We start from the raw sequence: 24,747 nt of genomic DNA on the forward strand, positions 1-24,747 counted from the left end.
CAATACAATGACACAACAAGGAACAGTTAAGTGGTTTGATGCTGAAAAAGGATTTGGATTCATTAAACCTAACGACGGAAGCAAAGACATTTTCGTCCACAGAAATAATGTAAATAACCTAGCTCCTAACCAAGGTTTGGAAGATGGAGAAGAGGTCGAGTTTGACGTAGAAGAGACTCCTAAAGGACTTAGTGCTGTTGATGTAAACAGCCTTACATACGAATAAGCGATAAATTTTCCGGGTAACCGGAAATAGTAAAGCCCGTTCTGATTTTTCAGAACGGGCTTTTTTCTTTTGTACCCGGAACCCCTAACCGGGCACCTATCTCTCTAATCACTTCATCTGTGCAAAAGCGGCTCTCTTCTTGTCTAAACCTCTATTTTTTGCATCTATACTGTACCTTGTATGCGGAGCAAACTCAAGGCGTCCTTTTTCAATTGGCTCACCGGTAGCACGGCAGATACCATAGGTTCCGTTATCGATACGTACCAACGCTCTGTTTAGCTCATTGATATATTTGCGATTTCTCTGGATTAGCCGGTATGTCAAATCCAAACTCTCTTCACGGCTGCCAAGATCTCCCATGTGGTGAGTCAAGGATGATGCATCATCATCATCAGATGAACGAATATCCTCTATTTGATTTTGTAAATACTCCAGCTCGTCCTGGGCTTCTTCTCTCTTTCTCAATATGATCGCTTCAAAATAAGCAAGTTCTTCCGGTGAGAGGTTCGTTTTAAGTTCTTCAGTTGTTTCGGGAAATTTATTGATTGCTTTCATTGTCTTGGGGTTTTGTCATTCAAGTTTTACTGTATTGTTCTATAAACAGAATACCTAAATAAGCTATATCCCAAAATCGGGGAAAACCCTATGCAGTGTTGAGGTGAAAGAGTATCGGATGCAAACTTTGTGGGGATCTGACCTACTTCAATCCCTGATGTATGTCATATACTACCCTTGCAATGAATGATCCCTTTTAAACAGAAATGAAAAATGAGCAGACCAACAGATACGGATCTGTTCAGATGAAAGCAGTACCATCAAACTCGGAAAAAATTCAATGCGAATTTTTGGCACGTTTATGCAATGCCATGCAGTCTCTTTTTATACTCCGCCTGTATGGCTCTTACAATCTTACCCGGTTTACCGCCACCGATGGCCCGGCCATCCACGTCAATAATGGGTTGAATATCTGTTGTTGTCCCTGTAAAAAAGATCTCGTCCAGTTCATATAAGTCATCCAGACGTACAGGTTCCGTTGTCAATGGAATATTGAGTCCCTCGGCAATGTCGATCACCACACGACGCGTAATTCCATTCAGGATATAGTTTGAAGCAGGAAATGTATATAACGTTTCATCTTTTACAGCAAAGATGTTGGCATTCGGACTCTCTGTGATCACTCCATCACGAATCATAATTGCACTGTTTACACCGGCATCCTTTGCCTGCTGTTTAGCAAGCGTATTTGGCAAAAGGTTCACCGTTTTCAGATTACAGCGGCTCCAGCGTACATCAGGCACCGTAATCACTTTAACACCATTTTCGTGAAGCTCATTATGCGGTTTAAAATGGCCTGATGACAGGAAAAGTGTTGCCGGTACTTCAGGATCCGGAAACGTATGAGTTCTTGGAAATGCAGCTCCTCTGGTCACCTGTAAATAAACTGTCGCCTCTCCTTCAGTGTGACCATTTCTTTGAAGAAGTTCTCTGCTGAGCTCCGGAATTCGATTACGAAGTTCCTGATCTAATTTAATTTTCAAACCTTTCAAACCTTCATCCAAACGATCCAAATGCTCTTTCTCCTGAAAGAATGATCCATTCACAACTCTGGTTACTTCATACACACCATCGCCAAATACAAAGCCACGGTCAGCAATGGAAATAGCCGCATTTTCTTGTTCAATAAAAGATCCGTTTAGATATACTTGCATAGTTGTATAAAACTGATTGAGATTTTAATAGGAAATACTGTAGATGAACACAAATTCGAAGTTTAGAAAATAGGCTTTTAAACATAAAAAGTGGAGCCGTTTTAAATATCATTACATACTCGACAATTGAACTGTAACAATGAGCTATAAAAATCGTAGTATTTTCTAATCGTTCTCACTTTTGAAAAATCTGCTCTCCTTTATGAAAGAGATCAATACTATCATTCATATCCATGCCCCTTCTGAAATTGTTTGGGAAACATTGATGAATTTCCGGGACTATCCGGATTGGAATCCATTTATCAAATCGATTGAGGGTAAACCTGTGAAAGGTGAATCAATCTCTGTAACTGTTCAACCACCAGATGGCCGACCCGTAACTTTCAAACCCAGCGTTCTGAAGTCTGATGATCAAAAAGAGTTTCGATGGAGAGGCAAAGTGATGGTAAAAGGTCTGTTCGACGGTGAGCACTATTTTATTCTAACCAAACTCCCCAACGGAAGCACTGCTGTAAATCATGGTGAATCCTTCAGCGGTCTTATTGTTCCATTGATGCGAGGTGTTCTGCAAAAAACCGAAAGAGGGTTCAAGCGTATGAATATTGCTCTAAAGGAACGGTGCGAACAAAAATATAAAGCGACAAAAAACAACTCTGCTTAAATTTCGGTGGTTGATTCAACCTTTCTCTGTTATCTTAACTCAGAATCTTAAAAAATGCCCTAATGAATCAACTGGAAAAAATTGCTGAATTTCAGGCCTCTGAGGAGTTCATATCCGATCTGAAAAGATATGGTCAGCTTAAGAAGTTAAAAGCAGGAGATGTGCTGTTTGAAGAGAATACGGCAATTCGTGCGATCCCAATTATTCTGAAAGGAAGTGTAAAGGTTTATCAGTCAGATGATGAATTCAAGGAGCTCCTCCTCTACTATCTCAAAGAGGGAGATACCTGCATCATGTCTGTTTTGAATGGTTTGTATAACGAAACCAATAAATTGAAGGCTGTGGCAAATGAAGATAGTGAAGTACTAATGCTTCCGGTTCAAAAATTGGGATTACTCACCAAAAAACATCCCGAGTGGATCGATTATATCTTCAGAATTTATCACCAGAGGTTCCAGGAGCTATTGGACGTGGTGAACGCCGTTGCTTTTAAAAAGATGGATGAGCGCCTCCTTCAGTATCTTCAAAAACAGGGTGAGGTGAGTGGCAGACGATCCATTAAAATTACCCACGAAGAACTTGCCAACGAACTGGGAACTGCACGCGTTGTGATCAGTCGACTTCTTAAACAGATGGAGAGCAACGGCCTGGTCAGGCTCAGCCGGAATAAAATCACCCTTTTGTAACATTTGTAACTGAGTTTCGCTTTTCTTCTCGGTATTTTAATTCTCGTTAACAGTTAAGTCCGAAGCTTATGTAAGAAATATCATCTAGGCCGGCTCTGTATACTGTTAACAATAGAGAATAACCACACAAAATCACTTTATGTTTTCAAATCTATCTGAACAGATATTTACAAACTGGCACCCCATGCGTTGGGTTGCACTCACTTTTGGATTGGTACTGGGCTACAACTGGCTTGTACACAATGCATCACTCTCCGGAGCACTCTCCATTTTCTTTTTGTTTCAAGCCGTAACCAATACAGGTTGCATGGCCGGACAGTGCGCTCCAAGAGCCGTTGCTTCTGACGATCAGATAGAAGACGTAGAATATGAAGAGATTAAATAAAACTGAGATATTGACATGAGTACAGAAACAAAACAGATGAGCTTTAACGACATTATTAAAGGTGAAACCCCCGTTCTGGTTGATTTTTACGCCGATTGGTGCGGACCCTGTAAAATGATGGGCCCCATCCTTCACGATCTGAAGAAGCGATTGGGTGATAGCATTAATATCATCAAGATCGATGCGGAAAAAAATCCTCAGGCGGCCATCAAATACCAGGTTCGCGGAGTTCCAACACTGATTCTTTTCAAAAACGGAGACATTCTCTGGCAGCAGTCAGGAGTTGTACGAACCCCTCAACTTGAGCAAATCATCAATCAAAAAACAGCTGAATATGAGCAGCGATGAAGAGCATAACTATGCGGTAAACATTGCATGGAAGGAAGGGCGGATTGGCACAATGAGTTCACCCGGTCTGGACGAAACCATTGAAGTTGCCACTCCGCCTGAATTTCCCGGCGGTATTAAAGGGATCTGGTCGCCCGAACACCTTTTTACGGCGTCGGTATCCAGCTGTTTTATGACGTCATTTACCGCTGTTGCAGAGTATTCAAAATTTGAGTTTGAGGATCTGAGGATCAACAGTTCAGGTAAAATGAGCAGGGATGAAAACGGCAAGTTTGTAATGAGTGAAATTACACTGAATCCGATTTTAACCATCAGTGATGAGTCGAAAGAGAAAAAGGCATTTCGCCTTCTCGAAAAGGCCGAGGAGATCTGCTTGATTACCCGATCCATTAAATCGAAAGTTCTGTTTGAACCTGTTGTAACCGTTAAAATACCTGCTTGAAATTTTTAAACACTATTCATCAAGAGGGTTGTGGTTATTGGATTGCAGGTTCTGAAAAGGACCTGCAATTTTTTTGTCTTTGGTTTACTATTTTAAGAGAAAATCTTTTGGGATTGCCACGGAAGTATGGAATGGAATTTAAATTTCCGTGCTTCCGTGGCATTTAAAAACCATCATTATTTCTGATATTGATTTAATCCATTACTAAATCATTTTTCATCCCCCTGTCCCCCTTCAAAGGGGGAATTCAATTTCATTTAAAAAACTGAACACTATGCGATTCGAAACAAAAGCCATACACGCCGGACTGGAAATTGAAAATCCTTCTAAGTCGATCATACCGCCAATCTCTCCCAGTACGATTTACGAAATTGATGCCGAGGGCCGCGATGATTCAGACCTTCACTACACCCGGCTTGGAAACCCGAATCGGAATCAGTTTGAACACTTAATTGCCACGCTGGAAGGTGGCGAAGTTGCTGCCGCTTTTTCATCGGGCATAGCGGCCGGAATGGCGGTTCTGCAATCATTGAAACCGGGTGATCACATTATCGTCCCGGAGGATATTTATGCCGGTAACCGCAAAATGATTCACAAAATCATGAGCCGATGGGGGCTTAAATCGAGCTTTATTGATATGACGGACCTTCAGAATATTGAAGATCATATCAATGAGAATACGCAGTTAATCTGGATTGAAACTCCATCCAATCCACTGATGCGAATTACCGATATTACCGCTGTGACACGCCTCGCAAAAAAACACGGAATACGAACCGTGGCCGATAATACCTGGCCCACTCCCGTCAACCAGCTTCCCCTTGAATTGGGTGTTGATCTCGTTCTACACTCAACTTCAAAGTACTTTGGCGGTCACAGCGACATTCTCGGTGGTGCCCTTATTGCAAAAAAGAAGGATGAATGGTTTGAACAGATCCGACTGATTCAGCGAATGGGCGGCGCGGTTCCTTCTGCTCAGGATTGCTGGATGCTGAGCAGAAGTACACGCACACTTGCTTACCGAATGAAAGGACATAATGAGCATGCTGAAAAAGTGGCCCAATTCCTGAATGATCACCCAAAAGTTTCGAAGGTAATATACCCGTGGCTTCCCTCCCATCCCGGACATGAGATTGCCAAAAAACAGATGAAGGGTTTTGGCGGAATGGTATCCTTCCTTGTTGATACTGATCAAAAAGAGGCCATTGCCATAGTGGGACGCTCCAAGCTCATTAAGCGAGCAACAAGCCTGGGTGGAGTTGAAAGTACATGGGAACATCGCCAGAGCAGTGAGGGTGAAGGATCTGTGACCCCCATAAACCTAATCCGCGTGAGTATCGGACTGGAACATCCCAATGATATCATCGAGGATATTGACCATGCTTTGGGAAAGTAGATGTTTCCTTTCTGAATTTATAAAGCATTGTTTATTTTGATCTGATCAATCAAATTAAAACATTTTAAAAACATACTTTTCCATGAATAAAGCGTTAACAGCTATCTGTATATTTCTTGTAATACTCAGCGGTTTTCTATGGGTAAAAGTGACCAATCTTGAAAATCAGGTCCGGGATCTTCAAGATCCATCACTCTATGAAACCATGACTCTCATGCAGTCGGTTGTCCATAAAATTTCATACGCCGTTGACAATGAGAATGTAGAACTGCTCAATTTCTACATCCATGAACTTGAGGAAGCTGCCGAAGAGCTTGTCGAAGCAGATCTCGTCTACCACGACCAACCTGTGGGACAATTGACAGAAACAATGCTGGAACCTACTATTAAAGATTTGGAAGATGCTGTAGAGTCAGGAGATTGGGATCGGGTTATGGATAGAAATATGGTCATGATTCAGGCATGCAATAACTGCCACTCTTCTACCGGTTACCCCGCTATACAAGTAACTGAAAAAGGTGAAGTCAACCCATTCAATCAGGACTTTTCAATACAGGAATAATCTGTGCTCTCAATTGTGGTTATTTTTTGAGAAATAAATAATCTATCTCAAATTTACTTAATTTAATATTAAGTATAAGTTTTTGTTATTATTAGTTTTTTAAAACAAATATATGCGATTAAAAAAGAAAAAAATAACTGTAAGGGTTCTCTCTTTTCTGTGTCTTATATGCAGAGAACCACGATACACAAAACAAGAGTAAATTTGAGAAGTGCTTGAGCACACTTCTCAATAATATTTCAGGGATTGGGGCTGAACACCTCAATCCCTTTTTTTGTGCCTGTATCTCAAAAAACAGTGAGTTTTGGTATTTCTGAGCCAGTCAAAAAATTTACTAATCTTGCGTAACTCATATATAAATAAATTCTTGTCTCCGAACGTGTATCGTCCCCAAAACAAATAACCATTCTGACTGCTACCGAGCCGAAACAAACTACCGTTTCAGTTCGGAGTACTCGCGCTTCAAGATATTTGCTGAGTTAACCAGTTTCTCCTGTTCCTCTTTCGTCAGCTCCGTTCCAATAATTGACGCCACTCCATTTTGTGAAATCAGGCAGGGTGTGGCCAGACAGATATCGCTGATTCCATACTCACCCTCAAGATGATATGAAACCGTGAGAACCCGCCTCTGATTTTTAAGAATCGCTCCCACAATCTGTACCAATGCGAGACCAACTCCGAAGTTTGTAGCGCCTTTGTAATCGATTATATGATATGCAGAATCCCTAACTTCCAGTTCAATCTCCTTCTTCTTTTCCGGCCAATTATCTATTCCCAGCTGCTTACTGTACTCATCGAGTTGAACGCCTGAAATATTAGCCATTGACCAAGCCGCAAACTCGCTGTCGCCATGCTCTCCCAAAATATATGCGTGAATACTCCCTACATAAACATTAAAAAATTCACTTAATAAATATTTAAAACGTGAACTGTCCAATACCGTCCCGGAGCCGATCACCCGGCTGCGATCCCACCCGGAACGTTCGAGCGCAATTTTTGTAAGGATATCTACCGGATTCGTTACCACCACTATGGTAGCTTTTGAATCCTGAGCAGTAATCTGATCCACTATTCCCTCAATTATGGCGCTGTTTTTCTTCAGCAGATCCAGGCGTGTCTCTCCTTTTTTCTGAGCTGCACCGGCCGTAATTACAATGACATCCGCATCTGCATAGTCCTTTTCCGAACCTGCATAAATATTGATTGTGGGATAAAAGGGCAGTCCGTGAGACAAATCCAGAACCTGCCCTTTACAGAGTTCATTATTGAGATCGATCAGGCAGATTTCATCTGCTGCTCCATTTTGTGCCATTGCATATGCGAATGTAGCGCCAACAGCCCCTGCCCCAACGATTGCAACTTTTCGGGACTTCCAGGCCGAACTCCCTTTCTGATGATTACGATCTTCTTGCTTTTTCATGATGTGAATTCAAGTGAGTGTTTCTAATATGTTAGTTAAATAGGAAAACTCTTTGCATATGACATCCGTTCAAACTATGTAATCATGGTAGAAGTAAGCAATGATATAGTGTAATCATTTTTTAATAAATTGAATGATGATGAAATGTAATATGTATATATAATAGAATGGTATAAATCCCAATAAATAGTGGTACGTCATGGAAGAGAAAAAAAATAAAGAGCCTGAAAAAAAGAAAGAGAAAACCAAGCTGGACAAAGAGCTCGATAAAACATTTCCGGCCAGTGACCCCCCCTCTCATACCAGGCCGGGCTATGGTCGGGATAAAGATGACGACAAATAATTTATAGCCTTGTCAGATTCAAACGGCTGAATTTTTAAGCACTAACTTCTTCTTGCAGGGATTCTTCAAGTTCTTTCACGGAGTTAAAGAGCTCTTCGAAGGATTCAATCTCATAATAGCGAGTCTGAATCTCAGAGGTTATAAAGTCGTTTTCGAGCACCTTATTCACTTTATAGGGCAGAACTTCGATGTCATCCTCAAAAATATGATCTGTTTCTCCGGCCGATGATATAATTCCGGCACCGTAGATTCGTGTACCTTTGTTTTGCTTTATCAAACCAAATTCTACTGTAAACCAATAGAGGCGCTGCAGCTGTTTCTCTACAATTTTATTGTGGCCGTATTCAACACCTAGCTTTCCAAACTCTTCTACAAAGCGGGCGTAATCTGAGTTCATCAGCAGCGGGATGTGGCCAAAAATATCGTGAAACATATCCGGTTCCTCGAGGTAGTCGAGCTGGTCCATTTTTCGCAGCCATATAGAGGAGCAAAACTTCTTTTCAGAAAGCAGTTTGAAAAAATCATCCACCGGTATCAGTCCCGGCACTACCACAACCGACCAACCATTTTGTGCCATCAGATATTCATTCAGTTTATCAAAATTGACAATTTCATCCGGATTTAAAACATCACTGAGCTGATCCAGGCAGTTCAGATATTCAGGATGCGCTTTCCCGGGCAGATTTGCCTGCTGGCGCTCAAAGAGTGTCTTCCAAACCTTACGATCTTCGTCGGTGTACTTACTGTAGTCCTGCGTCATTTTTTCCATCTGTAGATAAATATATAGTCTTAATAGATTCATAATTGATCAAACAGGAATAACAAATAGAAATGCACCTCATTCGTTCCGGTTTAATCTAAAATCTTAAGATCTTTTTTGAACCTCGTTTTAGATTGTCGCAACTCATTTGAAGTACACAGTAATCGAAGAACTCTGATTATCTCATTTTTTAACCCGATTTAAACAATATTTCAATCCCTCCTCTTGTTAAATATCCGGCTTAACATTTAGATAACATTTTCCTAACAGTGGTTTCCTAATATTTAAAGAGGCCAGTGGGAAATCATCACTGTCAAAAAATCTAAATTAACTCGATTGAAAAAGTCTCCAAAAAAAAGTGGTGAATACATTAACCCCGCTATCAAATGGGTTCAGGTACTGTTGCTCATTTATCTTCTTCTTGCTGCAGTATCCATCATTGGCGATGGATTTGAAATAGCCTCAGGTGGAGCCGCAGTTGAACTCTTTTCATTCGCTACAAATCCGGTCATTTCGTTGATGATTGGCATCGTAGCAACGGCCACTATTCAAAGTTCAAGCACGGTTACATCCATTATTGTTGGGCTGGTTGCCGGCGGACTCCCGTTATCGATGGCCATCCCAATGGTTATGGGTGCAAATATTGGCACATCTCTGACCAGTACAATTGTAAGCCTTGGTCATGTTAGGGACGGCGAAGAGTTTAAAAGAGCTTTTTCAGCTGCAACTGTTCACGACAGTTTCAATGTTCTCGCGGTTCTTTTGCTTTTGCCGCTGGAACTTATATTTCACCCCCTTGAAAACGCGTCACTTTGGATTGCAGGTTTTTTTGCAGCTGAGATCACGGCCACAGGTGCTGACCTAAGCAGCTTCAACTTTATTTCATTGGCGATATCTCCTACTGTAAATCTTTTGACAGCAGCATCATCGATCATTCAAGGTGTTTGGCAGGGAATTATACTTATCATAACCGGTATTGCGCTCATACTATTTGTTGTCCACACTGTCGGAAAAATCCTAAAAAAACTGCTGACCGGCAGAGCACTTGAAATTATGAATTCGGCTGTGGGACGCGGTCCTATTTCCGGGATAGGTGCAGGCAGTTTGATTACCATACTGGTTCAATCCTCATCTACAACAACAGCCCTCATCGTGCCAATGGCAGGCAGTGGATTAATGACCATGAAACAGGTATATCCATTTACGCTTGGCGGGAACCTTGGAACTACAGTAACTGCATTATTGGCGGCTACAGCTATCACCGGTACTACAGCTATTCTGGCATTTCAAATTGCCCTGGTACATATGCTGTTTAACCTTACTGCCATCTCGCTCATTTATTCCATACCCTTCTTGAGGAATATTCCACCTGCACTGGCAGAAAATATGGCGGCCGCAACTCAAAAAAATAAGTGGTTTGTTGGTGCTTATATCGTCACTCTGTTCTTCTTAGTACCTCTTCTTGTATTGGGTATTTCAAGAGTATTCTTTTAAAGAGGAATCTTTGTATTCATAACTGTCACTTTTCTTATTCAAGACAGATTAAACAATATATATTGAATCCAGATCTTTTTATTTGATCTTGTAAACCTCGAACATCCCTCAGATTATGAGAGACACATGAACAATTTCGTTTTACGTCTTTTAAGATCAACTTTTAGACCAAAAGATACCGCATCAACCCTACCCTTACTTTTATGGAATCGTTAATTTATTTTTTAAATCCTTTTCTAAAAATTAACATACAGTAACGAGTAGGTGGGAAAAGCTATCGGATTCCTGCTGCTTTTTATATGACAAAGTCTCATCATATATCGCACGGGTTTCATTGTTTGAAAAAAAAACAAAAATCAGCAGGTATAAAAAAAATACATACAACTGAATGATGAAACTCAAAAAATATCGCGTCTTACGAAATTGAGAAAGAGTCTATTGATATCTGTCAATTTTAATATGGTTAGGAAATCGACGGAGCCAAAGTCATGATCAAATGCAGGATAGCTGGCCACTTTTGATCCAATTTCCAAATATTTCTGAAAGAGAACAGGCGCCTCAATTGCATCCTGCATCAAGTGTCTAAAATCCGGAGGCTGTGGAATTTCATAATTTGCATGAACCGGAATCATGTAATCTGAACTGCAATAGCCATTTTTCTTTAACTGCCTGTAAAAATTCCAGCCTTCACTGTAATCATTCAGAAAGAGAGAAGAACAACCGAAAATTACACTCTTCTTCATACTCCTCATGTAAGCTGCAACCCCTTTCCATAGCAAAAAAAGAACTCTGCTGTTTCTATACTCTTTGCGAATACAAGCCTTTCCTGCTTCAACAGATCTTCTAAGTAATGGCAATGGTATCATATTCAGGTCAAATTCATTTTCAGAATAAAAACCCAGGCCTTTCTTAGCCATTTCGTAGGTCTGGAGTCTATATGTACCGGCAAGCAATCCATTATTTTTATCGAATACCAGCAAATGATGGAATTGAGTGTCATAAAAATCGGTATCCATCTTTTCGGGTGCTCTATCTACAAAATTCTTCTCACATTCCTCACAGAACACATCATAGCGCAGCCTGAGGGCCATTTCTATTTCGTTTGTTTTATTTGCTACAAAAACAATAAATGACCCATTTTTGAATAATATATTTTGGGCTTCCTTTCCGCTGTCCCAACTTTTCAGATTATTTATGTTGATTACCATCTCTGCAAATAGTTCGTTACTCTTTTTCAAATATCGAGATGGCAGGTAAAGAAAAAGTATCCTTATGAAAAGCTCATTGTAACATTTTTGTTATGCAGATGTAAAGGGCCTATCCAACCACTTTTAATCGATGATGCAATCGCTGATTATCCGCAAATATCATTTTTTTTAAGGCCGAGTTAGACGATTTATTTACTTAAAACTCTTGACAGAATTCTTGGCACTACAGTTACCGTATTGGCGGCGGTTACAACCTTAACAGGATCAACTGCAAACTTTATGTTTCAAATTGACTTGAGCATCTGCTATTAAAGCTAACATCAATAAAATTGATTTTTCTATTCCATTACTGCAAAATATCCCACTATATTTAGCAGAATACATCCCCCCCCCATAACCAATAAAATAAATGGCTTGCAGGTACTTTAGGTTGACAATCTTTACTAGGTAATTCCTCAGATTATAGTTCGTATTTCAAAAACGTTATTAAAAAACTCATCTATGTTACTAGCAAATGCATACATTTTTAAAACCGATTCATATAGATTTTTAAACCTGTTTTTGGTTATCTGATTTTTAAGGAATAAGAATAACTGGAACTTTTTCTATTAACCTTTACAAAGGGCTTTTCATAAGGTTCTATTGTCACTTATGTTCCTGCTATTTACATCTTTTGGTTTATAAGTTTCATCTTCTAATTAATTACCTCATCAACCCGAACGAATCTCACTCGAAGAAGCTTCTGCTGTCAACACCCGGCACTGAGTATGAACTCTGATTTCACTCATAGAAAAACAGGGATATATAAAAGCCTAATGTTTGTTTTAACCTTCTAATCGACAGACGCTTGACCACTACATTTCAATTCGGATTAATCCTGAACGCCCTGTTCTTTCTTTTCTACGGTTTTCAATCCCTGAATTCACAGTTAATGATTGATGAATTTAAGCGGTTCGGCATGACTGATTCACAGCGAAAGTTTACAGGGATCTTGCAAATTGCAGGATCAGCCGGGGTGCTTGCGGGCTTGATAATTCCTGTCATTGGACTCCTTGCTGCAGCCGGCTTTACTGCCATGATGCTGGTGGCCTTCCTGGTTCGAATTAAAATAAAAGACAGTATTCTTCAGGCTATGCCATCCATCATTTTTATTCTGATCAACGGGTGGCTGACAGTGGGATTTTTTAAGCTTTGGTAAATTGGATTGCATGCTAAATGAATTTTGTAGAAAATGCGATATAAGACCTGTCAGCGTTCAAAGGTCCTGACAGCGTCTTGGTTTCTCGCAGAGTTTCGCTGAGGGATGTTTGTTATTAGATGTGTAACGCATTAAATCAACTCCGGAGGAGTATCCTGTTTATAGCATTAAATAAGTTATATGGGATTTGCTCCTTAGGAGCTTCCTGCTACACAGGACGAGATAAATAGCACAAAACAGAAAGGACACTCCTATGGAGTGATGGCTTTAATCCACTCATCTTTCTAAAAACAGGCTATTCCTACGGAATAATATTTATCTCGGTAAGAGGCGTTCTATGCGAGCCTGCAAAATTCTCGCAGGGATAAATCCCGCGTTCGTGTGTACAATCCATAAATGGGTTTTTATAATAGAAGACCTGTCAGCGTTCAGAGATCCTGACAGCGTCTTGGTTTCTCGCAGAGTTTCGCAGATGAATTCGCGGATTTTCGCAGAGTAAACTCAATACATTTTGGAATTTCTGTGCTTCCGTGGCAGATAAATGTAAGTTGGTCACGAAGACACAAAGTCACCAAGGGTGTATATAAATAGGAAAAACCCCGAATTTTGGGGCTTAATATATTATAAAAGCCCTATCACCAGAGAGAGCACCAGGAATGTAAAGGCAGGCAGTGATTTTTTGAGCGGATCACTGATTTTTATGTGCATGGATACGGCTCCCAGCATCAGAAAAGCAATCCCGAATGCGGCAACGGCTTCAACCTGCGGATAGTAAATAGAGGCGATAAGAAGAATAGCCAAAACAACTTTAGCTGTGCCCACCGCATACATAAACCAAATTGGCAGACCATAGTTTTTGAACTCCTCTTTGATATCATTCGCATCACCGCCTCTCCAGGCCGTGGATTTTTTTGACCGGACAAGCCACACGTTGAGTATACTTAACCCAACAATCAGTTTTAGTGCTATCATTACAAATTCCATAATCAAATCCCTTTTATTTCAATATTACTGTTAAGTATCGGTTGAAAGGTCGCTCAAAAAAGTCTATAAACCACCATCCCCTTTGCAGTTCAACCGATTGAATAGATGAACCGTTCAAACTCGTCAAAGAAATAGCTAAGGCGCTATCCACCATTCTGTATCCTCATTATCACCCATAATCTTCTCCGACCTGATGTGCTTTACGCCATCCAGCTGCAGAAATTCCATGCGTTCTGCCTCTATTTTGATCAGGCAAAAGTTCGGTGAACCCTCGAGGTGCCAGTGATAAGCCTCTTTCGGGCTCTTTATCACTGTTCCCGGCGGAATGACGGACGTGTATGAGTGCGGACTTTTACTTCCGCGGGTGTCCCAGTTTCGTTTATACTCTTCCCCTGCCTTCACTACAGATGCGCTGCCTGAAACTCTGAGCTGCAGCTTTATTTCATCATCATAAAACAGAAGACTCACAGAATCATTATCCCTGATTTCAAAGACTTTATCGGACCGGCTGTCTGTATAAATCGTGAACATTCGATCTTTTGCAAAATCTCGCAGCACGACCGTTCTCTGCTGAGGTGTGTTATTTTTATCAACCGTGGCAAGCGTCACATACCGAAACGGATGCCCGCTTTCGGTCACGGCCTCATTAATCCGTGCTAATACACGTTCCCAGGCTTCAGCTAATGTCATCTCGGGAGTTACGACAAATTGTTTACTCAATGGATTCTATTTTTTGGTTCAATCGACTTGTTAGATATTGCAGCTAACAGATGATTTCATCTTACTACAATAGAATTGCGCACTGAGTTCAGATACGGCTCCGACCGATGGCTGCCAAACATAACCCCTCAAAAATTAAACAATGAATCTTAAACGTATCATCCGTTGGCTTCTGCTGATCTGCATCATACTGTTTCTTCTGATTCTTACGTGGTGGGCCATCGCCGGCGGGGTGCATCAGCTCTCTCACTCCAATACCCTTGGACAACACATTGAGACCGTTGTACAGCTCCTGTGCGGAGTTCTGAGCTTTTTAACCGTTTCCACCTACTTTGTGTTGAAAAAATGGGCCTCGTTCATTCGGGTGGCCTGGATTTTTTCATTGGTTTTAACAGCCGGACTTTCAGCATTAGTCTGGGGTCCGCCAATGCCGCTCATCGCACTGCTTTTCGCAGCAGTCGCTCTACTTGCTGCCTATATTATCTTGTGGGGATTGCAACGTCTTTCAGTTGAGTAAAATCAGACGATTAAACTCTGTAGAAATTTTCACTCGAACTATATGTGAAAATTAGAAACATAGATTTATAATCTGCTAATTTCTATTGTTACTGCTGGACGATGAAGAGTTATTCCTCGATGATCTTGTTCTGCTCTCTGATGATCTGTTTCTGTTTGAAGATCTCCTCACTGTAGCAGACCTTTCCGACGACCGGCTAACAGTTGACCTGTTTACTCGTTCGAAAGAACGCGTTAGGTTCGAAGGGTTGCTTTGGGAATTATATCTACTGGAACCGTTACTGCGATTAAAATTTCCATGCATTGAATGCAGTGATCTATTCCTGTTAAGACGCTCTCTGTAATCATCGTCTAATTTACTTCGATTGTACTCATTTCTGTCACGAGCGGTTACCCTTTCGACTGAAACTGGAGGAACAATCCTGTCTCGAGATGTTAAAACGAAAACATCGCTGCGTGAAAGTCCTGTAGTTCTGTGATTGTTTCCTTGCTGCGACATATTTTTGCTGCCATATGAATGAATACCGTCCCTATAGTTGGGAAAAGCCGTATCCCAATAGTACCACTTTGCCCAATTGTTGTAATAGAAGCTATACATATAGTGGTTTGAATAGTATGGCGGATAATACTGACTGTAGAAGTTATGAGCTTGGTTTTCCCTTATGCTTCTATAAAAAAAATTATTTGAATAACCGGGATAGTTGAAGAAATATGAAGATGTAAATGGGGAGTAAAAGTAACTGCTTGTCGGATGATGATAGCTGAAATGAAAGGATCTCAAAAAATTTCGATCAGTTGCCAAATCAATCCCGTGATAGCTAAACCAATGTTTGGTTGGATAATCTATGTAGTAATAAGCGCCGTAAATCTCAACCCGGTTATCCTCAGATAATGATACTTTGAGACTTTCATCATAAGACGTTGCGTTGAAGTTGGTATAGCAACCTGAAAGCATCAAGCCGGCAACAAATATTATTGATAACTGTACCAAATATTTTTTCATAATAGTACCCTGAAATATGTTTATACCCTGTCTCTATATAAAATAGATATGCATAATTGATAAACAATCACATATACATGTGATATTGAGAAAAGAGAATAAACGACTGTATTCACTTTTTTGTAGAGATGAATTGACTCTTGAGTATAATGCTTCCTTCAAAGACAATATGTGTTATGCTGATATTTTTGAGGCTTAAACCCTTAGTTAAGTATTGGTTTCTATAACAACGATTTATGTAAACAAAATTGAGAAAAAATTTTAAGAAAACACCAGCTTCTACAAACTATAAGTATGCCATGTGCCCAACTTTTTGAATAAATATCAAAAAAACGGCATTTCCAGCAACTCACTTGACATTATCCAATATCTTGGCTTAGTTGATTTTATATAAAATCAAGAAGATTTAATCTCCTGAAATCTAAGACAGCTCATCCGTTAATTAATAAAGTGGGAGCTAATTATGATTCTTTTAGCTAAAAATTTAAGCCGAGAGATACCATTAAATTTTATATTCGCCCTATTCTTTTTTACAGCCCTTACGGGACTTCAATCCGGTCATGCTCAGTCCCCTCAAAATGATCATTCCGGGCAGTGGGATGTTCATTCACCCGGCGGGGAAACCTCATGTGCCGATGGAACAGAGTTTAAGTATTACACACGGGAGGGTAACCCGGACAAATTATTAGTATACTTTACCGGTGGTGGGGCATGCTGGACAGGGGAACAGTGTGATACTGAAACAGATCCTACTCCATACGCTTATAATCTGGCAAACAATGACCCTCAAAATAAGAAGGGAATATTTAATCTATCCCATCCCGAAAATCCATTTAATGATTATACGATAGTATACGCACCGACCTGCACGGGAGATGTGGTTCTGGGCGACAGCGTGGCTACCTATCATTATCAAGTTGAAGATGAACCTGAAAAAACCGTTACCGTCCATCACAAAGGGTATCAAAATGGCAGATCAGTATTAAACTGGGTTTATGAAAATGTGGACAAACCTGAAACAGTCGTTGTGAGTGGAAGCAGCGCCGGAGGTCTGGCGACTCCATTCTATGCAAACATCATCGCAAATTACTATCCGGAAGCTCGTGTAATAGGTATCGGTGATGCCGCAGGGGCCTTCAGGAAATCGGCTACAGAAAAAGCGGATTTAACCTCCTGGAATATGGAGAAAACATATGAAAACCATGACGCCTTCAACAATCTCAGCTCCCAAAATATCGGTATTGAAAAACTTTATACCTCAGCAGCTAATCAGCAATTGGAGAACCTGGAATTGTACCAGGTAGACCAGGCCAATGACCATGTTCAACGCTTTTTCCTGAGACTGGCGGAAACTGAGGATCCCGATATTTCAGCTCTGATTCAAAAGAACAGACGTGATATTAGTGACAGTGATCCCGAATTTCAGTCCTTTATGGTTGGCGGCAGAGAACACACGGTTTTTAATCGCTCACTGTTTTATTCGTACCGGGCCAATGGAATGTTATTCAGGGACTGGGTGAAAGAAATTTTAGATGGACATTCCGTGGAGAGCGTCCATTGTCAAAATTGCGAACGTCCTGATTTCAGATATACAGCAGCAGATCAACGAATCATTGAAAAAGTGAAAAATCTATTATCCGGTGAAGAGCAATGGAATTCGGAGGATGATTTTGAAAATAATCGCGACTGCTCAGAATCCAGCGAATCCTACAGCTTGCGTTGCAGCCTGGTTGAAGCAACAATGGATGAAGAAGGTGGACCGGGTAGCTTTCCGGTAACCTACTTGTTTCTCTATGAGATCAGAGACAGAATTGGAGCATATGATTCCGATGATAGAATCATTGTGGAATTTAACAATCAAGATAAAAGAACCTTTCAGGATATAAAACAACTTATAGAGCAGGTTGAAAATGAAATTGATACACAGCTAAACATTTATAAATAATCAAAAGAGGCAATACAATGTATAGCACTATACCACTTCTACTTTCGATTTTATCGTTCATTTTAATACTAAATACAGGTTTTAAATAAAGGAGACTATTAATGCCAGCTATAGTCAATTTACACAGTTCATAAAAAATAAGCCTGCGGAATTAGCAGAAACCCTCTATAGAGAAGTATGCTAAATTCTATCCTCCAAACGGTGGAATGGTTGAAGGAACAGTAGGTGTAAAAAAGGTCATCGAAGGCTTAATTGGTGCCGGACTTATCATCAAACCGGAAGCCCAAGAGGTCGAAATCTTTGGGAATCATACATATTGCATATGAATATGGTATCGGAACGGTATTTAACAGGGAGGGTGAAGAAATCCGTAAGGAGCGAAATGTCTGTATATGGAAAAATATCGATGACAACTGGAAGATTTATCGCGATATAGTGCAGGGAGTACAGATGCAGTAGGTGCTTAACCCGAATTATTTACAAATGGATGCATTTTACCTGAAAAGATTTAAATCAGGAGTAAATATAGGTTTTGATTTTTTAATAGTCATATGAATTCTAACCCTAAATTTTGAGAGGTAACCATTATGGACTATCCGGTTCAGCAACAGTTTGAAGCCTTTAATAACAGAGATATAGACGCTTTCATGGAATCCTACGCGCCTAAAATAACGGTTGAAAATGGCAGCGGCGAGGAGATGATGAGTGGAAGTGAAGAAATTCGGACGTTCTACAGCAGCGTATTTAAAAACAGTCCTAATCTTCACTGTGAAATCGTCAACCGGACATCTGTCGGAGACTGGGTATTTGATGAAGAGAAAATTCAGGGACTTAATGCTGAAGGATTTCCCGAAGAGGCGCATGCAGTGGTCGCATACTTAGTAGATGACGGACAAATTACGTTCGTACGGATGTATACCTAAGTATCAGCTTAGGGACCTCATATGTTTGAAATAATAATTTTACATCTGATAGTTAATTATGGAATCATCAGATATAAAGGCGAAAAAAAGTAGATTATTCATTAAACCAGAGTCAGTAGGTAACGTTACAGGATACCTGCTGATTATTCTTCTCACAGCGTTTTGTTATTCCTCAGCCGCGGTTGCCCAGCCCACACTTGTGATCGAAAACGGACGCGTGATCATTGGTAACGGAACGGTTTTGGAACAAGCATCGGTAGTCGTTGCCGGCGATAGTATCTATTCGGTAACCCAGAAGCCGATTGAAGCTCCTGATGCACGCCGCATTGACGCTTCCGGGAAGACCGTGCTTCCAGGCCTCATCGACGCCCATGTTCACCTTACTATTCCCCCGGAAGGGCGAGATTCGGCTGCTGTTGCCCGGCACCTTAAGGAAAACGTCCCCGATATTCTTCGGAATTTTCTTGAGCATGGGATAACCACCGTCCGCTCGACAGGAAGCTACTGGCCATCGGGAGGCGAGCTTCGAGACCGGATCGCCGATGGTGAGCTCGAAGGGCCGCGTATAATGACCTCGGGGCCCGTGTTTACGGCCGATGGTGGTCATCCCGCTACGACCATCTGCGAGGGCAAGTTCTCCAGAGTTAATATAACCGGCCAAGATTCTTACTGCAGCGACCATCTCGCCGAAGTGGTAAGCGGGCCCAAAGAGGCACGGAAGAACGTGCGCCGATTGACTGAGGAGGGGGTCGATTTTATTAAACTCGTCTCCGATAGCATCAACCCCCCTGTTCAGATTGATGAGGAGATCGTTGAGGCTATCGTGGAGGAATCCCATCGGGAAGGAGTAAGGGTGGAGGGACACGTGTATGAAGCCGAACAGATGGAAAGCTACGCCAAAATGGGCATGGATGGGTTTGCTCATCTGGTACATCCGGCCACTATCCCCGAAGGGCAGATGGATCGCTTTGCCAATTTTTTAGCAAACGAACGTACACCGGTAACGACAACGCTGTCATCAATCCTCCTGTTCGCTGAGGGCGGTACAAATCCTAAGGATATTGAAGCCGTGCTCAAAGGCGAATCTTCTGCTCGCAAAGTAATCGAATCGGGAGCCTGGGAGGCGACTGCCTTCGCCGAGGCCGGGGTTCCGGTTGTGGTTGGGTCGGACTGGTGGAGCGGACTCAACGTGAGCCATCCCGCCGTTCAGCCCGGCGCGGTGACAATCACAGAAATGAAAATGCTCCGATGGGGCGGACTTTCCCGAGAAGCAATCATCAAAGCCGCCACCGTTAATGCAGCCAATGCATTGGAGATGGGTGATGAAATAGGAACTCTTGAAGAAGGTAAACTTGCCGATCTGATTGTGGTGGATGGGAATCCACTTGAGGATCTTTCAGTGTTGGAAAATATGGAGATGGTTATACAAGGAGGAGAAATAGTTATATCTAATCTTGAATATTAAAATCATGAGTATTCAACAGTATCAAGAGTCAGAGGTTTTTTATCAATCGACTGCGAATGCGCCCTCACAACAAAACAAATTCACAAGGTTACCCGGTTAGGGGCTTGGCTCCTGTTGATCAATATTATTTTATTTGTTCTGCCTTTAACGACAGTGACCAAGCTTCTTAAAGACAGTGTGCCTCTATAATTAATTGAAATCTATAATCATATCCATCACGAAATATCGACTCAAATCTCTGATCATTTAAAAAAAATGTTCTGTACTGGAAAATTTTATTCTTAATCAAAACTAAGATTACTATGAGTAACGCAAAGCAACAGACAGCGGATGAACTTTTAAAACAAATCACCGGCCACTGGGCCGGTCAAATCGCGCATGCGGGTGTTAAGCTGGGCGTCTTCGAGGCACTTGCTGATGCACCTCGTTCGGCTGATGCCGTGGCCGAAACGCTGGAGCTCGATCCCGAGAACACCTACCGCCTCCTACGCGCCCTCGGGACGCTGGACTTTCTTCAGGAACGCTCCGAAGGTACCTTCGAGATTACCGAGAAAGGCGCCCTGTTGAGCAGTGAGCATCCTCAAAGCTTTCGGAGCGCAGTTCTTCTAGAACATGGATACGAATTCCCCGCCTGGACCCATCTTCCTAAACTAGTGCGAACTGGACAAGCGGATGGCTTCAAAGAGGAGTATGGGCACTCCGGCTACGAGTACACGGAAATCGATCCGGAGTATGCTGAGGTATTCGACCAGGCCATGACCAGCAATTCCGAGATGGAGGCTGCAGCCGTACTCGACGTGCTCGACAACGGCGACACGCTCACAGGGGTCAGTCATCTCTGTGACGTAGGTGGCGGGCGCGGTTATCTGCTCAGTCGCCTGCTCCAAGAGCATGCTAACCTTACCGGCGAGGTGCTCGACCTGCTCTCTGCCGTGAAGGAGGCCGGTGCGGTGCCGGAAAAAATGGGCGTGGCTGATCGAATCACCTTCACGGGAGGCGACATGTTCGAGAGTGTACCCCAGGCGGACGGTTACATTATGAAGCACAACCTGCATGCATGGAGCGATGAAGAGTGTATTCAGATATTACAGAACATTCAGGCCGCAGCACCGAAAGGAGCCCCGGTACTGAGCGCTGAGTATGTGGTAACCGATTCATCGACAGACTTCACAAAGCTCTACGACATCAAGATTATGGTGGCGACCGGCGGACGGCAGCGCACCCTCGAAGAGTACGACGCGCTTTTTTCGCGTGCCGGAATGAAGCTGGCAGCTCATCACGAAGCAGATGATCAACTGATAAGCGTGGTGGAGGGGCGTACGGCCTGAGCCTCCCAAAACAATACGTATCCAGCTTCCCTCCTCTCATTCTACTGATCGATAGGACTGAGAAACTGAATTTTTATTTGAATTTATTTTCTAAAATTTTATTACAATGGTTTATGGAGAAAAATACGTTTTTTCAGAGTATATGGGGTTTTATCAAGGGAACCTTCATTCAGTCGTTGAAATGGATTCTGCCAAACCGTTCAAAAGAGGATAATCCTAATAATGAGGCTCCGGGTGTTTATACAGAAGAAGCAGCCGACCCTCCACAAGCTATTGAAGAGGTAGAAACAGCCATTCCGGTATTTATCGGCTACACAGAAACCAAGGTTAATACTCCGGTTAAGATCACTTCTTTCAATGGATACATTGAAAAATTTGGCGGAGGAACACATCACTTTGGAACGATTGAGATTGATCCGACCGGGAATATTCATCTGCCTGACCTTAAGCCCATACCTGATTACAGGCTGTTCTATTCAGTAAAGATGTTTTTTGCCAATGGCGGTGGAAAGTGCTGGATTATTTCGGCTGGAACGTACACCGGCACGGTAAATAACGAAGATCTTCTGAACGGATTAAAGCTTTTAAAGCCGGAGGATGAACCCACACTGCTTGTCTTTCCGGATGTGAACAGTCCGCTGAATTCCGGAAGGTATGAGGAGGTCTACAACGAAGCACTGGACCACTGTTCAGACAATCTTCGTTTTTTGATTTGCGATGTTGAGATGGTACAGGATGCAAATGACACAATTGGAAAGTCCGCATCAGAGTTCAGGAATAAAATTGGAAGCAATAATCTAAAGTTTGGGGCCGCCTATTTCCCGGATCTGAAAACAACGTTGTCCTACGATTTTTCAGAAGATGATATTGTGATAGTAAAAGACGGGAATCAATATGTATTGCGACATTCTGATGAAACAGTACAGGCTGAACCGGATAAGGAAAGCGAGTCGTTCTTTCATGTTGTTGATAGTCCGGGCAAAAACACCTATCAAACCATCAAAAAAAAGCTCAATTCGATACAGCTGGAACTGCCGCCCTCCGGAGCTGTGGCGGGTATTTATGTCAGGGTGGATTATAGCAGAGGCGTCTGGAAAGCACCGGCCAATGTTTCTCTTAATGGTGTTACATCTCCCACCGTTAGAATTGATGATCATAGTCAGAGCCTATTGAACGTGCACAGTTCGGGTAAATCGATCAATGCCATAAGGAGTTTTGAGGGACGGGGAATTATGGTATGGGGTGCCCGCACGCTTGCCGGTAACGACAATGAGTGGCGGTATGTTCCGGTACGCCGCTTTTTCAACATGGTGGAAGAGTCGGCCAAAAATGCGACGGAACGGTTTGTATCTGAACCCAACAATTCGACTACATGGTCAAAAATAAAAACCATGCTTGAGAACTACCTTTACACGCTCTGGAAATCAGGTGCGATGGCCGGTGCCAAACCCGACGAAGCTTATTTTGTGAAGCTGGGGCTGGGTGAAACCATGACAGCCAGACAAATCGAGGAAGGTCAAATGATTATAGTCATCGGAATTGCAGCGGTTCGTCCGGCCGAATTTACCATTCTGCAGTATTCCCACAAGATGCTGGAAGCCTGAGCCAAACAGTTCAAGGTGAATTTTTAGGCCTTATTTTTAACACAGCAGAGATAGAGATAATGTTCTGATCTCTTTTACCTAGTCAGAATTTTGTTCAGTATCAGTAAAAGACTATAGGAAGGTGGCCCCTAACATTAACCTTCGGGTCCTAAATTCGTTAGAAATGTTATAGTGAATATCTACGAATTAATATTGTCCTTAGTACTTTTGAACCGCCAAAAGTACTCATTTTCATGACCGGAGAACCATCCGGTCATGTGCTCCGCAGAATCAGGCCGATTCGATTCAAAAGAAAAAATGGTAAAGTCTACAAAGTGCAGGAGATCCGGATGATGCATCAGGAGAGACACGGCAAATCCCTGCAGTTTTACTATACCGTCAAAACCAACAAGAGTGAGTACCGTTGACTGATGCTCGACCGCCACACCCTCAGCTGGAGATTGGTTGAGATTGTAATTAAAACCTGAACAGCCAATCATGCCCAAAATACTTTCGGTTTTTAAAACGGAACGGCTCGAGGTCTCCGGATTGTTTTTGCTTATCCCACAACGAACAATCTATACAACTTCCAAACCCATGCCGGCGTGAAACTGCTGCTGATTTTTACTTTCTTACCCTTTTTTGCCATGACTCAGATAAGCTCCACCGACTTTCGACAAGATCAACCCTGTACGGGTAAAGAGATTTCCCTCGAATCTTTTCAGTGGGAGAACAGAATCCTCGTGATTTCTGCATCTCATTCAGATGACGAAACCTACCAAACTCAAATGGACAGATTCTCTTCCCTTGAAGACGAATTCCTGGACCGAGACCTAATCTTGATCTCCATTTTTAATGAAGAGTGCTCCACACTTAATGGCGAGGCCATATCGGACTCATCAAGCCAAAACATCCGTGAGAGGCTATCACCAAAAGAAAACGGCTACTCCATCTTCCTGATCGGAAAAGACAGCAGTGTAAAACTCAACCAGGATGAGTTGCTGGAACCCGATGAACTTTTTCGTGTTATTGACCGTATGCCGATGCGTCAGCGTGAGATGAGAGAAGGCGGGTAGAGTAGCAGTTAAAGTACTGTCTACTGTCAGTGAGGCTCAGGTCTTTTTAACAATTCACCGGATCCATTTTCGAAAAGAATAAATTGGCAAATCTTTTATTCTTTGAATTTCAATCAGTAAGGATATTTCGTATTTGAAAGTTAACGAATGAAAACATCGCACAAGTTTAACTATTCGGGATTTAAAGTCGATCTAAATTAAACTTTTGGGGTTTACTACATTCTGGTCAATACATAAGTTTAATACGTTAACTTCAAAAAAGTACTCTTTTCCAAAAACCGGTATATATTATTATATGCATTGTTGCCCAATGGTTTAATGGAACACTTTTGACTAGTTGTGCATTTATATAAATACATCCTAGAG

At 41.9% G+C, this 24,747-nt stretch carries 28 protein-coding genes; 20 read left to right on the top strand and 8 right to left on the bottom strand.

Annotated elements, in window-relative coordinates; all coding sequences use genetic code 11:
* Positions 1–7: 7 nt before the first annotated feature.
* Positions 8–226: a cold-shock protein gene (locus CWD77_RS06720; protein ID WP_069130789.1), complete on the top strand. Its 219-nt coding sequence runs from the start codon at positions 8–10 to the stop codon at positions 224–226.
* Positions 227–334: 108 nt separating this feature from the next.
* Here CWD77_RS06720 and CWD77_RS06725 read toward each other — a convergent pair whose 3' ends face one another.
* Both CWD77_RS06725 and dat read right to left on the bottom strand, forming a co-directional pair.
* The gene (locus CWD77_RS06725) at positions 335–781 is read right to left on the bottom strand and encodes a TraR/DksA family transcriptional regulator (RefSeq protein ID WP_101072633.1); all 447 of its coding nucleotides are present in this window, start codon (positions 779–781) and stop codon (positions 335–337) included.
* 299 nt (positions 782–1,080) lie between these two features.
* Positions 1,081–1,935, bottom strand: a complete 855-nt coding sequence (gene dat / locus CWD77_RS06730) for a D-amino-acid transaminase (RefSeq protein WP_101072636.1) — start codon at positions 1,933–1,935, stop codon at positions 1,081–1,083.
* A 202-nt stretch (positions 1,936–2,137) separates the two neighbouring features.
* On the opposite strand from dat, the gene CWD77_RS06735 reads away from it, so the two are divergent.
* The 7 genes from CWD77_RS06735 to CWD77_RS06765 all read left to right on the top strand — a co-directional run bounded on the left by CWD77_RS06735 (position 2,138) and on the right by CWD77_RS06765 (position 6,415).
* Positions 2,138–2,596: an SRPBCC domain-containing protein gene (locus CWD77_RS06735; protein WP_101072638.1), complete on the top strand. Its 459-nt coding sequence runs from the start codon at positions 2,138–2,140 to the stop codon at positions 2,594–2,596.
* 62 nt (positions 2,597–2,658) lie between these two features.
* Positions 2,659–3,282: a Crp/Fnr family transcriptional regulator gene (locus tag CWD77_RS06740; protein ID WP_101072641.1), complete on the top strand. Its 624-nt coding sequence runs from the start codon at positions 2,659–2,661 to the stop codon at positions 3,280–3,282.
* Positions 3,283–3,421: 139 nt separating this feature from the next.
* Positions 3,422–3,667 (top strand): hypothetical protein, encoded by a 246-nt coding sequence (locus CWD77_RS06745; protein ID WP_133120195.1) that lies wholly within the window; start codon positions 3,422–3,424, stop codon positions 3,665–3,667.
* A gap of 15 nt (positions 3,668–3,682) precedes the next feature.
* The gene (gene trxA / locus CWD77_RS06750) at positions 3,683–4,015 is read left to right on the top strand and encodes a thioredoxin (protein WP_206017959.1); all 333 of its coding nucleotides are present in this window, start codon (positions 3,683–3,685) and stop codon (positions 4,013–4,015) included.
* A complete protein-coding gene (locus tag CWD77_RS06755; RefSeq protein WP_101072646.1) occupies positions 4,002–4,457 on the top strand; it encodes an OsmC family protein in 456 nt (151 codons plus the stop codon). Before trxA ends, CWD77_RS06755 begins: the two co-directional genes overlap by 14 nt.
* 274 nt (positions 4,458–4,731) lie before the next feature.
* Positions 4,732–5,853 (top strand): trans-sulfuration enzyme family protein, encoded by a 1,122-nt coding sequence (locus tag CWD77_RS06760; protein WP_101072648.1) that lies wholly within the window; start codon positions 4,732–4,734, stop codon positions 5,851–5,853.
* A gap of 82 nt (positions 5,854–5,935) precedes the next feature.
* The gene (locus CWD77_RS06765; RefSeq protein WP_101072651.1) at positions 5,936–6,415 is read left to right on the top strand and encodes a hypothetical protein; all 480 of its coding nucleotides are present in this window, start codon (positions 5,936–5,938) and stop codon (positions 6,413–6,415) included.
* Between the two features lie 433 nt (positions 6,416–6,848).
* Here CWD77_RS06765 and CWD77_RS06770 read toward each other — a convergent pair whose 3' ends face one another.
* On the bottom strand, positions 6,849–7,835 hold the full coding sequence (locus CWD77_RS06770) for an L-lactate dehydrogenase (RefSeq protein ID WP_101072653.1): 987 nt from the start codon (positions 7,833–7,835) through the stop codon (positions 6,849–6,851).
* Between the two features lie 199 nt (positions 7,836–8,034).
* Here CWD77_RS06770 and CWD77_RS15535 point away from each other — a divergent pair, with 199 nt between their 5' ends.
* A complete protein-coding gene (locus tag CWD77_RS15535; RefSeq protein WP_165779090.1) occupies positions 8,035–8,178 on the top strand; it encodes a hypothetical protein in 144 nt (47 codons plus the stop codon).
* Positions 8,179–8,212: 34 nt separating this feature from the next.
* On the opposite strand, the gene CWD77_RS06775 is transcribed toward CWD77_RS15535, so the two are convergent.
* A complete protein-coding gene (locus tag CWD77_RS06775) occupies positions 8,213–8,947 on the bottom strand; it encodes a phenylalanine 4-monooxygenase (protein ID WP_240596687.1) in 735 nt (244 codons plus the stop codon).
* A gap of 327 nt (positions 8,948–9,274) precedes the next feature.
* On the opposite strand from CWD77_RS06775, the gene CWD77_RS06780 reads away from it, so the two are divergent.
* Positions 9,275–10,432, top strand: coding sequence for a Na/Pi symporter (locus tag CWD77_RS06780; RefSeq protein WP_101072655.1), 1,158 nt, complete (start codon positions 9,275–9,277; stop codon positions 10,430–10,432).
* A 398-nt stretch (positions 10,433–10,830) separates the two neighbouring features.
* Here the strand turns inward: CWD77_RS06780 and CWD77_RS06785 are convergent, their stop codons facing one another.
* Positions 10,831–11,640: a GNAT family N-acetyltransferase gene (locus tag CWD77_RS06785; RefSeq protein WP_101072658.1), complete on the bottom strand. Its 810-nt coding sequence runs from the start codon at positions 11,638–11,640 to the stop codon at positions 10,831–10,833.
* A gap of 847 nt (positions 11,641–12,487) precedes the next feature.
* On the opposite strand from CWD77_RS06785, the gene CWD77_RS06790 reads away from it, so the two are divergent.
* Complete coding sequence (locus CWD77_RS06790) at positions 12,488–12,838, top strand: DoxX family protein (RefSeq protein WP_165779091.1); 351 nt, start codon at positions 12,488–12,490, stop codon at positions 12,836–12,838.
* A 621-nt stretch (positions 12,839–13,459) separates the two neighbouring features.
* Here the strand turns inward: CWD77_RS06790 and CWD77_RS06795 are convergent.
* Both CWD77_RS06795 and CWD77_RS06800 read right to left on the bottom strand, forming a co-directional pair.
* Entirely contained in the window at positions 13,460–13,822 is a 363-nt protein-coding gene (locus CWD77_RS06795) for a DoxX family protein (RefSeq protein ID WP_101072663.1), read from the bottom strand.
* A 135-nt stretch (positions 13,823–13,957) separates the two neighbouring features.
* Positions 13,958–14,542 (bottom strand): pyridoxamine 5'-phosphate oxidase family protein, encoded by a 585-nt coding sequence (locus CWD77_RS06800; protein ID WP_133120197.1) that lies wholly within the window; start codon positions 14,540–14,542, stop codon positions 13,958–13,960.
* A 142-nt stretch (positions 14,543–14,684) separates the two neighbouring features.
* Here CWD77_RS06800 and CWD77_RS06805 point away from each other — a divergent pair, with 142 nt between their 5' ends.
* The 8 genes from CWD77_RS06805 to CWD77_RS06835 all read left to right on the top strand — a co-directional run bounded on the left by CWD77_RS06805 (position 14,685) and on the right by CWD77_RS06835 (position 23,326).
* Positions 14,685–15,059 carry a hypothetical protein gene (locus CWD77_RS06805; protein WP_101072669.1) on the top strand — a complete coding sequence of 125 codons (375 nt, stop codon included), beginning with the start codon at positions 14,685–14,687 and terminating at the stop codon, positions 15,057–15,059.
* Between the two features lie 85 nt (positions 15,060–15,144).
* Positions 15,145–15,402 carry a hypothetical protein gene (locus CWD77_RS06810; protein WP_101072672.1) on the top strand — a complete coding sequence of 86 codons (258 nt, stop codon included), beginning with the start codon at positions 15,145–15,147 and terminating at the stop codon, positions 15,400–15,402.
* 1,122 nt (positions 15,403–16,524) lie between these two features.
* Positions 16,525–18,006 carry a pectin acetylesterase-family hydrolase gene (locus CWD77_RS06815; RefSeq protein WP_101072675.1) on the top strand — a complete coding sequence of 494 codons (1,482 nt, stop codon included), beginning with the start codon at positions 16,525–16,527 and terminating at the stop codon, positions 18,004–18,006.
* Between the two features lie 300 nt (positions 18,007–18,306).
* Positions 18,307–18,465 (top strand): hypothetical protein, encoded by a 159-nt coding sequence (locus tag CWD77_RS15540; RefSeq protein WP_165779092.1) that lies wholly within the window; start codon positions 18,307–18,309, stop codon positions 18,463–18,465.
* A 128-nt stretch (positions 18,466–18,593) separates the two neighbouring features.
* Positions 18,594–18,929, top strand: a complete 336-nt coding sequence (locus CWD77_RS06820; protein ID WP_101072679.1) for a nuclear transport factor 2 family protein — start codon at positions 18,594–18,596, stop codon at positions 18,927–18,929.
* 58 nt (positions 18,930–18,987) lie between these two features.
* Complete coding sequence (locus CWD77_RS06825; protein ID WP_101072682.1) at positions 18,988–20,394, top strand: amidohydrolase family protein; 1,407 nt, start codon at positions 18,988–18,990, stop codon at positions 20,392–20,394.
* 302 nt (positions 20,395–20,696) lie between these two features.
* Complete coding sequence (locus tag CWD77_RS06830; RefSeq protein ID WP_101072685.1) at positions 20,697–21,722, top strand: methyltransferase; 1,026 nt, start codon at positions 20,697–20,699, stop codon at positions 21,720–21,722.
* A 113-nt stretch (positions 21,723–21,835) separates the two neighbouring features.
* On the top strand, positions 21,836–23,326 hold the full coding sequence (locus CWD77_RS06835; RefSeq protein WP_101072688.1) for a phage tail sheath family protein: 1,491 nt from the start codon (positions 21,836–21,838) through the stop codon (positions 23,324–23,326).
* A 179-nt stretch (positions 23,327–23,505) separates the two neighbouring features.
* Here CWD77_RS06835 and CWD77_RS06840 read toward each other — a convergent pair whose 3' ends face one another.
* Entirely contained in the window at positions 23,506–23,805 is a 300-nt protein-coding gene (locus CWD77_RS06840; RefSeq protein ID WP_101072690.1) for a hypothetical protein, read from the bottom strand.
* A 147-nt stretch (positions 23,806–23,952) separates the two neighbouring features.
* On the opposite strand from CWD77_RS06840, the gene CWD77_RS06845 reads away from it, so the two are divergent.
* A complete protein-coding gene (locus CWD77_RS06845) occupies positions 23,953–24,381 on the top strand; it encodes a DUF4174 domain-containing protein (RefSeq protein WP_133120198.1) in 429 nt (142 codons plus the stop codon).
* Positions 24,382–24,747: the final 366 nt, after the last annotated feature.

It is taken from the genome of Rhodohalobacter barkolensis (assembly GCF_002834295.1).
Classification (GTDB): Bacteria; Bacteroidota; Rhodothermia; order Balneolales; family Balneolaceae; genus Rhodohalobacter; species Rhodohalobacter barkolensis.

Bases quoted from the DNA above. Each gene is read 5' to 3' on its own strand.
- CWD77_RS06720 (WP_069130789.1), top strand. From the start codon at position 8: ATGACACAACAAGGAACAGTTAAGTGGTTTGATGCTGAAAAAGGATTT.
- CWD77_RS06725 (WP_101072633.1), bottom strand. From the start codon at position 781: ATGAAAGCAATCAATAAATTTCCCGAAACAACTGAAGAACTTAAAACG.
- dat (WP_101072636.1), bottom strand. From the start codon at position 1,935: ATGCAAGTATATCTAAACGGATCTTTTATTGAACAAGAAAATGCGGCT.
- CWD77_RS06735 (WP_101072638.1), top strand. From the start codon at position 2,138: ATGAAAGAGATCAATACTATCATTCATATCCATGCCCCTTCTGAAATT.
- CWD77_RS06740 (WP_101072641.1), top strand. From the start codon at position 2,659: ATGAATCAACTGGAAAAAATTGCTGAATTTCAGGCCTCTGAGGAGTTC.
- CWD77_RS06745 (WP_133120195.1), top strand. From the start codon at position 3,422: ATGTTTTCAAATCTATCTGAACAGATATTTACAAACTGGCACCCCATG.
- trxA (WP_206017959.1), top strand. From the start codon at position 3,683: ATGAGTACAGAAACAAAACAGATGAGCTTTAACGACATTATTAAAGGT.
- CWD77_RS06755 (WP_101072646.1), top strand. From the start codon at position 4,002: ATGAGCAGCGATGAAGAGCATAACTATGCGGTAAACATTGCATGGAAG.
- CWD77_RS06760 (WP_101072648.1), top strand. From the start codon at position 4,732: ATGCGATTCGAAACAAAAGCCATACACGCCGGACTGGAAATTGAAAAT.
- CWD77_RS06765 (WP_101072651.1), top strand. From the start codon at position 5,936: ATGAATAAAGCGTTAACAGCTATCTGTATATTTCTTGTAATACTCAGC.
- CWD77_RS06770 (WP_101072653.1), bottom strand. From the start codon at position 7,835: ATGAAAAAGCAAGAAGATCGTAATCATCAGAAAGGGAGTTCGGCCTGG.
- CWD77_RS15535 (WP_165779090.1), top strand. From the start codon at position 8,035: ATGGAAGAGAAAAAAAATAAAGAGCCTGAAAAAAAGAAAGAGAAAACC.
- CWD77_RS06775 (WP_240596687.1), bottom strand. From the start codon at position 8,947: ATGGAAAAAATGACGCAGGACTACAGTAAGTACACCGACGAAGATCGT.
- CWD77_RS06785 (WP_101072658.1), bottom strand. From the start codon at position 11,640: ATGGTAATCAACATAAATAATCTGAAAAGTTGGGACAGCGGAAAGGAA.
- CWD77_RS06795 (WP_101072663.1), bottom strand. From the start codon at position 13,822: ATGGAATTTGTAATGATAGCACTAAAACTGATTGTTGGGTTAAGTATA.
- CWD77_RS06805 (WP_101072669.1), top strand. From the start codon at position 14,685: ATGAATCTTAAACGTATCATCCGTTGGCTTCTGCTGATCTGCATCATA.
- CWD77_RS06815 (WP_101072675.1), top strand. From the start codon at position 16,525: ATGATTCTTTTAGCTAAAAATTTAAGCCGAGAGATACCATTAAATTTT.
- CWD77_RS06820 (WP_101072679.1), top strand. From the start codon at position 18,594: ATGGACTATCCGGTTCAGCAACAGTTTGAAGCCTTTAATAACAGAGAT.
- CWD77_RS06825 (WP_101072682.1), top strand. From the start codon at position 18,988: ATGGAATCATCAGATATAAAGGCGAAAAAAAGTAGATTATTCATTAAA.
- CWD77_RS06830 (WP_101072685.1), top strand. From the start codon at position 20,697: ATGAGTAACGCAAAGCAACAGACAGCGGATGAACTTTTAAAACAAATC.
- CWD77_RS06835 (WP_101072688.1), top strand. From the start codon at position 21,836: ATGGAGAAAAATACGTTTTTTCAGAGTATATGGGGTTTTATCAAGGGA.
- CWD77_RS06840 (WP_101072690.1), bottom strand. From the start codon at position 23,805: ATGATTGGCTGTTCAGGTTTTAATTACAATCTCAACCAATCTCCAGCT.
- CWD77_RS06845 (WP_133120198.1), top strand. From the start codon at position 23,953: ATGACTCAGATAAGCTCCACCGACTTTCGACAAGATCAACCCTGTACG.